This is a genomic window from Paenisporosarcina sp. P4_D4 (assembly GCF_056401835.1).
On the sequence record NZ_JBFUIO010000069.1, the window covers coordinates 1 to 13202 of the forward strand.

Sequence of the window (13202 nt, forward strand, 5' to 3'; positions counted from 1 at the left end):
GGTTGGCATTCACATGGATGTSATCGAGAAGTATTTCACACGAACATCTTCACGACTTGGTGGAATCGGCATCCAAATGATTGAAAAAGAAGTGCTTATGCGTCATGAAATGGCGTTTGGCGAAAATCGTGGGAACAAGCAGGCTCTGGAGGCTGGTGATGAATTCCAATACCGTGCGAACGGGGAAGACCATCAATACAATCCAAGTACCATCCATACGCTTCAACATGCTTGCCGTACAAATAACTATGACTTGTTCAAAAAGTACACGAAATTGTTAACTGATGAAACAACTAACTTACAATCATTGCGTGGACTTTTAAAATTTAAGAAAGTACAGTCCGTGCCGATTGAAGAGGTAGAATCCGTTGAGACAATTTGTCGACGCTTTAAAACGGGTGCCATGTCGTATGGATCCATTTCGAAAGAAGCACATGAAGCATTGGCGATTGCCATGAACCGCGTAGGCGGAAGAAGTAACACAGGTGAAGGCGGAGAAGATATCGACCGTTACACACCTGATTCAAATGGAGATTCCAGACGAAGTTCAATTAAACAAGTGGCATCAGGCCGATTTGGGGTGACGAGCCATTACCTTGTCAATGCCGATGAAATCCAAATCAAAGTGGCTCAAGGGGCAAAACCAGGTGAAGGTGGGCATTTGCCTGGCAAGAAAGTATATCCGTGGATTGCAGAAGTCCGTGGCTCTACACCTGGGGTTGAACTCATTTCACCTCCACCGCATCACGATATCTATTCCATTGAGGATTTAGCCGAGCTTATTCATAATTTGAAAAATGCTAATCCACAAGCACGTATCAGCGTTAAATTGGTATCCGCTGTTGGGGTGGGAACAATTGCTGCTGGTGTTGCAAAAGGAAGAGCAGACCTTGTATTAATCAGTGGATATGATGGCGGTACGGGGGCGGCACCTCGTACGAGTCTGAAACATACAGGGCTGCCATGGGAAATCGGTTTAGCTGAAACGCACCAGACCTTGCTATTAAATGGACTTCGTGATCGAATCGTTGTGGAAACAGACGGGAAAATGATGACCGGAAGAGATGTAGTATTGGCCACACTTCTCGGAGCAGAAGAGTATGGATTCTCGACCGCTCCACTTGTAGTTCTCGGCTGTGTCATGATGCGTGTATGTCATATGGATACATGTCCAGTAGGAATTGCGACGCAAAATCCTGAACTGCGTAAGAAATTTACGGGGGATGCTGAACATGTCGCGAACTTTATGCGTTTTGTTGCCACTGAAACGAGAGAGCTGATGGCTGAACTTGGTTTCAGAACAATCAATGAAATGGTGGGACGCACAGATGCACTTGAAGTAAACGAAGCGATTGACCATTGGAAAGCGAAAGACATCGACTTGTCCGCACTCCTTTACTCACCTAATCTGCCAGCAAAAGTAGGTCGCTATCACACAGTAGACCAAGACCATGATTTAGAGAAAACGCTCGATTTCCAGGAGCTGATACCGATTTGTCGATTCGCCATCGAAAAACAACAACCAATCGAATTTACAACAGCAATTCGAAATATTAACCGGGTAACCGGAACAATGCTCGGCAGCGAAATCACACGACGATACGGTGAAAAAGGACTACCTGAGGATACCATTCGTCTGACGTTAAAAGGATCTGCAGGTCAAAGCTTTGGTGCATTTATTCCCCGGGGAATAACGCTTCGACTCGTTGGAGATTCGAATGACTTTGTTGGAAAAGGATTGTCTGGCGGGAAAATCATCGTTCATCCCGATCCAGTGGTCACATTCCCACCCGAGAAAAATATTATCATCGGTAACGTTGCTTTTTACGGGGCTTCAGCCGGGGAGGCATATATCCAAGGAGTCGCTGGAGAACGTTTCTGTGTCCGTAATAGTGGTGCCGACGTAGTGGTAGAGGGAGTTGGCGATCATGGCTGTGAATATATGACGGGTGGAAAAGTGGTCGTTCTTGGCTCAACCGGACGCAATTTCGCTGCAGGGATGTCTGGTGGTGTAGCGTATGTCTTTGATGAAGATGGAACATTCCTATCCAAGTGCAATGCGGAGCTCGTTCATATCCAGCCAATTGAAAATAAAGAAGAGTTGAATGAGGTCTTCTCAATGATTGAAAAGCATGTGGAGTATACAAGCAGTGGACTGGGCAAACGCATTTTAACTTACTGGGAGAAATACTCATCACAATTTGTGCGAGTTATTCCGAAATCCTATTTAACGATAAACGATCGAATCAAAGAGCTTCACGATAGTGGCTTAACGGTATTCGATGCACAAATGACTGCATTTGAGGAAAGTAAAAAAGTAGGAGCGGAAAAATAATCTGGCGAAAAGGAGGGATACGATGGGAAAGCCAACTGGATTTATGGAGTATGAGCGTCATTCGCAACGAGAACGTGAACCGCAACATCGTGTAAAGGATTGGCAGGATTATACTGCACCGATGACGGAACAGGAAGTGCAGATACAAGCAGCACGCTGCATGGATTGCGGAGTGCCTACATGCCATACAGGAACTGAAATCAACGGGGTGACATCCGGTTGTCCGGTATATCACTTGATACCTGAATGGAATGACCTTGTTTATCAGGGGCAATGGCAGGAAGCCTTGAAGCGTGAACATGAAATGAACAACTTCCCTGAATTTACAGGTACAGCTTGTCCAGCTCCATGTGAAGGTGCGTGTGTCCTTGGAATAAACGAACCTCCTGTTGCCATTCGTACCGTAGAACGTGCCATTATCGACAGAGGTTTTGAAGAAGGTTGGGTCGTTCCCGAGCCCCCCGAAAAACGTACAGGAAAAAAAGTAGCGGTCATCGGATCTGGACCAGCTGGTCTTGCTGCGGCAGCGCAATTAAATAAAGCAGGGCACTGGGTAACGGTTTTCGAACGTAACGATCGCGTAGGCGGATTGTTGACGTATGGAATTCCTGAAATGAAATTGCCATACGAAATGGTGGAACGACGGGTTGCCTTATTAATTCAAGAAGGCATTACGTTCATTACCAAAACAGAAGTTGGAAAGAATTACCCTGTTGAAAAACTACAAACTGAGTTTGATGCGACCATTTTATGTGGAGGGGCAACGGTTCATCGTGACATCCAATTGGAGGGTCGAGAATTAAGAGGCATTCATTTCGCCATGGACTTCCTTCATGCCAATACTAAAAGTTTGCTGGATTCAAATCTTCAAGATGGCAATTTCCTTTCAGCGGAAGGCAAAGAGGTCGTTGTAATTGGGGGTGGCGATACAGGGACAGATTGTCTGGCGACAGCCGTTCGTCATGATTGCAAAAGTTTAACGCAGTTTGATATTTACGATAAAAAAGGTGCGGTGCGTGACGAGTTGGGTAATCCTTGGCCACAATATCCCATCATCCATCGTATGGAGTATGGCCAAAAAGAGGCGGCCAGTAAATTTGGAGAAGACCCACGCGCCTATGCCGTTCAAACCACACATTTTGTAGGGAACGAAGATGGTCACGTCAAAGAAGTTCATACTATTAATGTAAAACTCCGCATCGATGAAAATGGAAACCGTGTCCGCGAAGTAATTCCCGGGACCGAGAAAGTATGGCCAGCTGATCTTGTTTTGCTTGCCATAGGGTTTAATGGTCCGGAGCAAGGACTTCTTCAGCAATTGAATGTTGAAACAAAMCGAAACTCTACKGTCAAAGCGGAATACGGCAAGTATGCAACAAATGTAGAAGGTGTTTTTTCTGCAGGTGATATGCGTCGCGGGCAAAGCTTGATTGTATGGGCCATTAACGAAGGGCGTGAGGTAGCGAGGGAATGTGATCGCTACTTGATGGGAACAACAGTACTGCCATAGGTATACAAATAGGGGTGTACTTCCACAATGGAAAGTATGCTCCTTTTTCATTTTACACACGTCACATCTGATGGCAGGTGTAGCTTAACCTTTGTCGACATGTTGCACTTTTGCCTTTTACTCAGTTTGAATAATTAATGCAAGAGTGTATCCATGTATTACAGCATTAAAAGAATTGTATAGGTATATCCAAATGTTGGAAACATGTTAAACTGGTAATAGGGGGAATTAACATGAATGGATCAAGAGAAAAGATGTTGTCACTTACCGATTTGAAGATGAATTACGGAAATAAATCCGTCTTAAAAGGAATCAATTTGGACGTTTACCGAGGTCAAATCATTGGCTATATTGGGCCGAATGGAGCAGGGAAAAGTACCACCGTTAAAATCATGCTGGGCCTGATTAATGGATACAAGGGAAAAGTGGAGATTTTCGGTCAGGATATTACTGACGGTGACATTACATATAAGAAAAAAATTGGCTATGTTCCTGAAAATGCGGAACTGTATGAGACCTTAACGCCACGGGAATATTTGACGTTCACAGGTGAGCTTTATGGACTTGATCGAAAAGAAGCAGAGCACAAAGCACTCGACTTGCTGAGGGATTTCGGACTGGAGAAAGTGTATGACAGCCGCATCTCTTCCTTTTCGAAGGGAATGAAACAAAAAGTCTTGATTATCTCAAGCTTGTTACATGACCCGGATTTATTATTTTTCGATGAACCGTTGAGCGGGCTTGATGCCAACAGCATGATGGTCGTCAAGGAAATGATCACATTGCTTGCAGCTGCAGGCAAAACCATCTTCTATTCGTCCCACATCATGGATGTCGTCGAAAAAATCAGTACTCGAATCATCCTTCTAGTGGAAGGTGAGATTGTAGCAGATGGAACGTTCGAGGAGTTGGTCATGCAAAGTGAACAAGGGTCTCTAGAAGACATTTTCAATCAATTGACGGGTTTTAATGAACATCGGAATATTGCCTTACGCCTTGTCACGACAATGGCGGGGGGACAACAGCATGGATAATTTTCGCTCACTGAGAATGCTGGATGTATTTCGTAAATTGTTCATAGCAGTAGGTATTGATTACGACGTCATGCGAAAAATTCTTCAATTGAAGCTTACGATGGATGACCGTCGTGTACCAACCATTTTCGATGGAGCCAATCCAGAAGAAGGAGAAAATCACTTCCTGAAATCATTGGGCATTTATGCACTCTACGGGTTGATTTTGATTCCCTTCATCCTGCTGGGTGAAAACTATATGATTCAATTAAGCCTGGTTTTCGGCATCATCATCTTCATCCTAATGACCACCATGATCACCGACTTTTCAACCGTTTTGTTGGATTTAAGGGATAAAACCATGTTGAATAGCCGACCGGTTGACAATCGGACCGTCCAGGCGGCCAAAACCATTCATGTGCTAATTTATATGGTGTCAATTACCTGTGCTTTTGTTACTGTTCCGGTAGCTGTCAGTTTGTTCAGCCAAGGTCCCTTATTTGCTCTGTTGTTTGTGGGGGTCTTAATTTTTGTTAGCCTGTTCGTTGTAGTGTTAACGGCACTGTTATATTTGTTGGTGTTGAAATTTTTTGATGGCGAGCGTCTTAAAGACATCATCAACTATGTCCAAATCATCTTGAGCATCGGTATCTTCTTGGGGTACCAACTTGTTGGGAGGTCAATTGAGTTCACCACATCAGGATTTATTTATCAATTCGACTGGTGGCATCTCTTTGTTCCTGCCTTCTGGTTCGGTGCCCCATTCGAACTGTTGTTGCGCGGGGATTTTTCCACACCATTGATTGGATTATCCATCCTAGCCTTACTGGTTCCGGTTATTTCATTGATTGTTTACGTGAAGATGATGCCTTCATTCGAACGGAATTTGCAGAAGTTGCTGACTCACTCAACCAAAAGCAAGAAGAGATGGAGTGGCGTTAACGAATTCTGGGCAAAGATTCTATGTCGAACAAATGAAGAACGAGCGATGTTCCGTTTTGCAGGATTGATGATGGAGAAGGACAGGGAATTCAAACTGAAGGTTTATCCGGTATTGGCCTTGTCCCTTTTCATCCCCTTCCTATTCGTGGTGAATCAAACCCGCTTTAGTTCCATGGAGGAAGTTTCAAGTGGGAACGGATACTTATCAATTTACTTCTGTAATTTTATGATACCTGCAGTCATTCAAATGCTCCAATACTCAGGAAACGACAAAGCAAGCTGGATATTCAAGACCACTCCCCTTGAGCAGATTACGTCAACATATAGCGCGACACTAAAATCGTTCATCGTGAAACTATACATGCCAATCTTCCTTGTCGTCAGCATTGGTTTTACTTGGTTGTTTTCGGTCAGTCTCCTGCCGCAGTTGGTCATTATCTTCCTAGCTGGTATTGTACAGACTCTCGTGACCTACAAACTGCTCGACAATGAGATTCATCCGTTTTCTAAGTCGTTCAAATTCATTAAAGAAGCCAAATCCGCCAAAACCTTATTGCTCGCTTTAGTCACCGGACTCTTTTACGGAGCTCATCACTTAGCATTGAAGGTCCCTTACGCATTACCCATCTATTTTATTCTCCTACTGGGAGCTGTCGTCATCGGTTGGGCACTCATCTTCCCGAAAACATCTTCAAAGCCTTTGGTTAGATGAGAAAAGCTGGGTCTGGGTGTCAGGCACCACACTTGTTGGATTTGTAGCGAAATTCTGTTATCAAAGTAAAAACAGGAAAGGAAAGGAAAATATGAAATTTGTCATCATCGTGGGACCCCAGGCTGTCGGGAAGATGACAGTCGGGCATGAACTGGAAAAGATAACGGACTTAAAGCTGTTTCATAATCATCTGACCATCGAGCTCGTCCATCCATTTTTTGATTACGGCACCGAAGCGGGAAATCGGTTGGTTAAATCATTCCGTCAGCAAATGTTCGAGGAGTTTGCGATAAGTGAGATGTACGGTGTGATTTTTACGTTTGTGTGGCGTTTCGATGTGCAAGTCGACTGGGATTATGTCGAGAAAATAAGTCGAATTTTCGAATCAAAAGGAGCGATAGTCTATATCGTTGAGTTGCAGGCTGGTATGGATGAAAGACTTGAACGAAATAAATCCCCTCATCGCCTTGAACACAAACCAACCAAACGAGACATATCATGGTCAGAGGCACATCTGAAAAGCGTAGCTAATAAATTTAGGCTTAACTCAATCGATGGGGAAATTAAGAAGGAAAACTACATAAAAGTTAACAATACGCATTTGACTGCAGCTGAAACTGCGGAGTTAATTAGAAAAAGATTCGATTTATAAAAGTTGCGATAGAAAAGAGGTACACCATTTGGCTACTGAAAAAGAGAAAATGCTTGCTGGTGATATGTACAATCCCGCAGATCCGGAACTGACAATCGAACGGGGGACAGCCCGACTTAAAACCAGATTATTTAACGATACACTTGAATATGAGACGGACAAGAGAGTGAAGAAGCTGAAGAATTTGTTTGGCTCAACGGGTAAAAGCTTATACGTTGAACCCACATTCCGATGCGATTACGGATACAACATCCACGTAGGAGAGAACTTTTTCGCTAACTTCGATTGCGTCATTCTCGATGTGTGTGAAGTACGTATAGGAGACAATTGCTTTATGGGACCTGGCGTCCATTTGTATACGGCAACCCACCCGATTCATCCGGCAGAACGGAACACGATGCACGAATACGGAAAATCTATTACAATCGGTGACAACGTTTGGATCGGTGGGCGTGCAATCATCAATCCAGGTATAACGATTGGTGATAATGTTGTCATTGCTTCCGGGGCAGTCGTGACGAAAGATGTTCCTGAAAATGTGATTGTAGGTGGAAACCCGGCAAGAGTGATAAAGGAAATAGAATTTTAGTTTATTGGTTAATGAAATCAAATTTCAATTAAGGGGACACGGAAATGGAGTACAGAATTGAAATCTTGATTTTGAAATGAGAATTGTGGGAAAGAGTAAGTCAGTAAAAACAAGCAGGGCTTTTAAAATTATTCCGATGCTTTGGGGAAGTGCAAAAAAAGATGGGTTTAGGCAGGAATTAATTAATATGTCATGGAAGCATTTATATTCCGAATGGGCTTCAACTTCGGGTTATGAACTTGCTAATTTACCATGTATCGAAGGTTATTACGGACCAAAACATAAACCAAGACATGAACTGTGGATTCCCGTGATACCTAAATAAATAACCGGTAAAAATCTTTTACATACTTACTGCATGCATTGGTCAAATATTAATAAAAATTCAAAAAAGGACTCAATTGAGTCCTTTTTAATTTGCTTAATTATCAATATCGATGTTCAACAGAGCTTAAGACTAAAGAAGACCATACAACGATTATTTCTTATCACCTAACCGAATAAAATTTTTTGTATCGGGCGTTTGTTTTCCTATCTTCGGTTTCATAAATACTGTTTCAAGCCTATATTCGAGCGGCAGTCAGTATGGATGACCAGTACAAATTTTAATGATCTGACGTCAAAACTTCTCATAAAAACCTCCTTTAAGTTCCTTATTAATTAATGAAATAATCTTTATAAATATAAAGTGTAAGTAATAGCGCCAGAGAAAAATACACAATTGATCCGAGGAAGACAAATGATTGACTGGTCACTTTTTTTGTCGTGGCCATTCGAATACCGGTTTCTCCTTGAATCTGCCTATCCATCTGACGACTTAAGGCCCCGCCCTTGTTTGTAAAAATGTATGCCAAGAATATAGCTGCTAACCCGAAGGGAATGGCAATATCAACAAAATTAGAGTCAAATATAAAAGCAGTAATTCCATGCAAACTCCCAATAATTAAAATAGTTACGCTTAAAGTGATAAACTTTTTCAAAACCTCGCTCCTAGTATCAGAATAATTATCGTGGTAATAACATTTTTTACCTATTATTCCATCTATACGTTTTGATTCAGCTTTAGGTTTCGGATAAATATAAATGATAATAAATAAAAAAGAGTATTCTAACTATTTATTCTCGATAAATAATATTAATAAAAGTCACACTTATACAACAAATAATTTTAAAAATCATTATATTATGTTAATTAATATTCCGAAATATCTAAATTAACAAAAAATAACATAGACTAAACGGCTATCTTGTTTTACAATCAAATTGCTTACTATAAAATAATGATAGTATCTGACTACTAAACTCACATAAACATTTTGTGAATTAAGTTTTCAGAATTATCAAAAAGGGGATTGCGTATGATAAAGAGAAAGTTTACGAAATTGGCTGTGGTTTCTACATTACTAGCTGGTATTTTAACTGGTTGCGGAGCAGAAGGTGGGGGTTCAGCTAACGGAGACACCATTAAAATTGGTGCGAACTTAGAGCTTTCTGGCGGTGTTGCTTCTTTTGGTTCTTCAATCTCAAAAGGAATCGACCTTGCTGTTGAAGAAATTAACAAAGCCGGTGGAGTCGACGGTAAAGAAATTGAAATTATTAAAGTGGATAATAAATCCGAGGGTTCAGAAGCAACAAGTGGGGCCATTAGATTAACAAGCAAGGACAAAGTTACTGCAATTATTGGTGCAGCTACAAGCGGTAATACAGTTGCACAAGCACAAATTGCGAATAAGAATAAAACAATTCTACTGACACCTTCTGGTACAAGTCCAAACGTAACTGTTAATGAAGATGGTAGTGTAAACGAGTTTGCTTTCCGAACTTCGTTCATCGACCCATTCCAAGGAACAGTGGCAGCTAACTTTGCAGCAAATGAGTTGAAAATTAAAAACGTAGCTATCTTTTCTGATAGTTCAAGTGACTACGCAAAAGGGCTTGCAAAATCTTTCAAAGAAACGTTTGGAGAAGCTGGTGGGAAAATTGTAGCTGAAGAAGCGTACGTTGCGAAAGATACAGATTTCCGCTCGACATTAACGCGTATTAAATCAGCAAAACCAGACTTCATTTTTATTCCTGGTTATTATGAAGAAGTTGGTTTGATTGTAAAACAAGCTCGAGAAATGGGCATTGATGTTCCTCTAATGGGTGCTGATGGTTGGGATTCTCCGAAGTTAGTTGAATTAGCAGGTGCAGAAGCACTTAATAATACATTTATTACAAATCACTATTCTTCTGAAGATCCAGATGAGAAAATTCAAAAATTCGTTAAGAGCTTCTCTGATAAATATGACGGCGCATCACCTGACGCATTTAACGCACTTGGTTATGATTCTGTCTATTTGTTAGCAGACGCAATTGAACGTGCAGGAGATTTAGATACAACTAAGATTAAAGATGAACTAGCAGCAACGAAAGATTTATCTTTAGTTACTGGAAATGTAACAATTGATGAGCAACATAATCCAATCAAGTCTGCAACAATTTTGGAATACAAAGATGGCAAACAAGTCTTTAATACAAAAGTAAATCCTTAATGATTTAACTTGAGATGGGAGGATGGAACAACCATCCTCTCATCTTGTTTTTATTAAGATGTTGAGAATTTATAAGGGAGTGAGAATACATGGAATGGATTCAACAGATAATTAACGGAATATCACTCGGCAGCATCTATGCGTTAATCGCACTTGGCTACACGATGGTTTATGGAATTATTAAATTAATCAACTTCGCCCATGGGGACGTATTCATGGTAGGTTCTTTTATTGGGTTTTATTCAATTACCGCGTTTGGACTTGGATTTTTCCCAGCATTATTATTGTCAATGGTTGCATGTGCAGCATTTGGTGTCCTCATTGAAAGAATTGCCTATAAACGACTTCGAAATGCAACTCGCATAGCCGCCTTAATTACCGCAATTGGGGTTTCACTTCTTATTGAATACGGTGTCATATATGTTAGAGGTGCTCAACCGGAAGCATATCCAGATGTAGTGCCTAATATTTCTTTTGATTTATTCGGGGCTCAAATTAGCAGTCAGTCTATTTTAATCCTTTCTGTATCAGTGATACTTATGATTATTTTGCAATTAATCGTACATAAAACAAAAATTGGTAAAGCAATGCGTGCCGTTTCACATGATGTAGACGCAGCAAAATTGATGGGTATAAATGTTGATAATACGATTTCAGCTACCTTTGCGATTGGTTCAGCTTTAGCTGGAGCCGCTGGTGTTATTTTTGGCGTGTATTATACAAAGATCGAACCATTAATGGGAGTTATTCCAGGGTTGAAGGCTTTTGTTGCTGCCGTTTTAGGTGGTATTGGTATTATTCCAGGAGCAATGGTCGGAGGTCTTGTCCTTGGAGTTGTTGAAACGGTGGTAAGTGGCTTAGGATTCTCATTATGGAGAGATGCGGCAGCTTTCATCATTCTAATTTTAATTCTAATTTTCAGACCGAATGGCATCTTTGGGAAAAATACACGAGAGAAAGTGTAGGTGAAGGCACATATGAAAAAGATAAAGGGATTCTGGTTATTTATCATTTTATCGGTAGTGATTTATGGAGTTATCCAATTTCTCATCACCGGTGGAGTTTTGGATCAGTTTTATTCAAACACACTCATCTTTATTATCATCAATATAATATTAGCCGTAAGCTTACATTTAGTAATTGGGATTACGGGACAATTTTCAATTGGTCATGCGGGATTCATGGCAATTGGGGCATACATATCAGCTATCGTAACAATGAAACTTGAGCTACCTTTTGCTCTTGCAATCGTCATGGCTGGTTTGGTTGCTGCATTAGCCGGAATGCTCGTTGGAATTCCTTCTTTACGATTAAAAGGTGATTACTTGGCAATTGCCACATTAGGATTTGGAGAAATTATTCGTATTGTCTTTCTTAACATTGACTATGTTGGTGGGGCAGCAGGTATGCAAGTTGATCAATTAACTACATGGACAACTTCTTTCGTCTGTTTAGTAATTACGATTATTGTGATTGTGAACTTTACTAATTCCAGACATGGACGCGCATGTATCTCTATACGAGAAAACGAGATTGCTGCAGATGCTATGGGAATAAATACAACTTATTACAAAGTGACAGCCTTTGTTATAGGGTCGTTTTTTGCAGGGGTTGCAGGTGCTTTATATGCTCATAATTTTTATATTATTMAACCTACAAACTTCACGTTTTTAAAATCATTTGATATTTTAATATACGTTGTGTTAGGTGGATTAGGAAGTTTATCTGGAGCAGTTATTGCAGCAGTGCTGTTAACGATTGTATCGACTTTTCTTCAAAGTTATCCCGAAACACGTATGATTATCTATAGTCTTATTTTAATCATTGTCATGTTATACCGACCTAAAGGATTAATGGGAACACGCGAAATAACCGATTATTTTAAATCATGGAAAAGTTCGAAAGGAGACAACCAATATGGTAAGTAAACCTTTACTTCAAGTACAAAATGTTGGCATTCATTTTGGTGGACTTAAGGCTGTCTCTGATTTTAACTTAGAAATCCATCAGGGAGAGTTAATTGGTCTTATAGGACCTAATGGTGCTGGAAAGACAACTAGCTTTAACTTATTGACTGGCGTGTATGTACCAACAGAAGGTGAGATTGTATTCAACGGAAAACGTTTGAATGGACTGGCGCCATATCAAGTAACCCGTGGGGGAATTAGTCGTACGTTTCAAAATATCCGACTTTTTAATGAATTATCTGTTTTAGATAATGTGAAAGTTGCTTATCATTCATTAGCAAAGCATTCGATGTTTAGCTCGATTTTGCGTTTGCCTTCTCACTTTTCTGGTGAAAAAGAAATGGAAGAGAAAWCTTTAGAGTTTCTCAAGCTTTTCGAATTGGACCAATACAAAGATGAGATTGCAAAAAATCTTCCTTATGGTAAGCAAAGAAGATTGGAAATTGCCCGTGCTTTAGCAGCGGGACCTCAATTATTATTATTAGACGAACCGGCGGCGGGGATGAATCATAAAGAAACACACGATTTAATGTCATTAATCGCATTTGTTCGAGAAAAGTTCAATTTAACGATTTTATTAATTGAGCATGATATGAACTTGGTTATGGGTATCTGTGAAAGAATTTATGTGTTAGACCATGGGGTATTAATAGCTGATGGCACACCTGAATACATCCGTAACCATCCTAAAGTGATTGAGGCCTATTTAGGAGAGGAGGTTCCGAAATGACTTTACTTAAAGTAGATCAATTGGACGTTTACTATGGAAATATACAGGCACTAAAAGGAATTTCACTTGAAGTCAACGAAGGTGAAATTGTAACGTTAATCGGAGCAAATGGAGCCGGAAAAAGCACTCTACTAAAAACAGTTTCAGGATTACTTAAGCCCAAATCAGGAATCATTAATTACATGAATTCTTCAATCGCAGGTAAACCAGCTCAAGGC

At 40.6% G+C, this 13202-nt stretch carries 12 protein-coding genes and 1 pseudogene; 12 read left to right on the top strand and 1 reads right to left on the bottom strand.

All coding sequences use genetic code 11. The features are described 5' to 3' along the window. The 7 genes and pseudogenes from AC1DSL_RS13060 to AC1DSL_RS13090 all read left to right on the top strand — a co-directional run. Positions 1-2335: glutamate synthase-related protein (locus AC1DSL_RS13060; protein ID WP_477532497.1), on the top strand; the 2335-nt coding region annotated here is incomplete at its 5' end. A gap of 22 nt (positions 2336-2357) precedes the next feature. Next, the gene (locus AC1DSL_RS13065) at positions 2358-3845 is read left to right on the top strand and encodes a glutamate synthase subunit beta (protein ID WP_477532498.1); all 1488 of its coding nucleotides are present in this window, start codon (positions 2358-2360) and stop codon (positions 3843-3845) included. Positions 3846-4078: 233 nt separating this feature from the next. Beyond that, on the top strand, positions 4079-4879 hold the full coding sequence (locus AC1DSL_RS13070; RefSeq protein ID WP_477532499.1) for an ABC transporter ATP-binding protein: 801 nt from the start codon (positions 4079-4081) through the stop codon (positions 4877-4879). Further along, the gene (locus AC1DSL_RS13075; protein ID WP_477532500.1) at positions 4872-6512 is read left to right on the top strand and encodes a hypothetical protein; all 1641 of its coding nucleotides are present in this window, start codon (positions 4872-4874) and stop codon (positions 6510-6512) included. Before AC1DSL_RS13070 ends, AC1DSL_RS13075 begins: the two co-directional genes overlap by 8 nt. A 91-nt stretch (positions 6513-6603) precedes the next feature. Continuing rightward, positions 6604-7164 carry a DEAD/DEAH box helicase family protein gene (locus AC1DSL_RS13080; protein WP_477532501.1) on the top strand — a complete coding sequence of 187 codons (561 nt, stop codon included), beginning with the start codon at positions 6604-6606 and terminating at the stop codon, positions 7162-7164. A 28-nt stretch (positions 7165-7192) separates the two neighbouring features. After that, positions 7193-7753 (top strand): sugar O-acetyltransferase, encoded by a 561-nt coding sequence (locus AC1DSL_RS13085; protein ID WP_477532502.1) that lies wholly within the window; start codon positions 7193-7195, stop codon positions 7751-7753. A gap of 32 nt (positions 7754-7785) precedes the next feature. Next, positions 7786-8078 (top strand): annotated as a pseudogene (locus AC1DSL_RS13090) (GyrI-like domain-containing protein); the annotation flags it as partial. Between the two features lie 331 nt (positions 8079-8409). Here AC1DSL_RS13090 and AC1DSL_RS13095 read toward each other — a convergent pair. Further along, the gene (locus AC1DSL_RS13095; RefSeq protein ID WP_477532503.1) at positions 8410-8733 is read right to left on the bottom strand and encodes a hypothetical protein; all 324 of its coding nucleotides are present in this window, start codon (positions 8731-8733) and stop codon (positions 8410-8412) included. A gap of 378 nt (positions 8734-9111) precedes the next feature. Here AC1DSL_RS13095 and AC1DSL_RS13100 point away from each other — a divergent pair, with 378 nt between their 5' ends. The 5 genes from AC1DSL_RS13100 to AC1DSL_RS13120 form a co-directional block, all read left to right on the top strand. Further along, positions 9112-10287 (top strand): ABC transporter substrate-binding protein, encoded by a 1176-nt coding sequence (locus tag AC1DSL_RS13100; protein WP_016428856.1) that lies wholly within the window; start codon positions 9112-9114, stop codon positions 10285-10287. Positions 10288-10376: 89 nt separating this feature from the next. Further along, positions 10377-11252 carry a branched-chain amino acid ABC transporter permease gene (locus tag AC1DSL_RS13105; protein ID WP_016428855.1) on the top strand — a complete coding sequence of 292 codons (876 nt, stop codon included), beginning with the start codon at positions 10377-10379 and terminating at the stop codon, positions 11250-11252. Positions 11253-11264: 12 nt separating this feature from the next. Next, complete coding sequence (locus AC1DSL_RS13110) at positions 11265-12215, top strand: branched-chain amino acid ABC transporter permease (RefSeq protein WP_477532504.1); 951 nt, start codon at positions 11265-11267, stop codon at positions 12213-12215. Beyond that, positions 12205-12984: an ABC transporter ATP-binding protein gene (locus AC1DSL_RS13115; protein WP_477532505.1), complete on the top strand. Its 780-nt coding sequence runs from the start codon at positions 12205-12207 to the stop codon at positions 12982-12984. Before AC1DSL_RS13110 ends, AC1DSL_RS13115 begins: the two co-directional genes overlap by 11 nt. Continuing rightward, positions 12981-13202, top strand: a 222-nt coding sequence (locus AC1DSL_RS13120; RefSeq protein WP_477532506.1) for an ATP-binding cassette domain-containing protein, incomplete at its 3' end; no start/stop codon positions are given. The genes AC1DSL_RS13115 and AC1DSL_RS13120, both read left to right, overlap by 4 nt.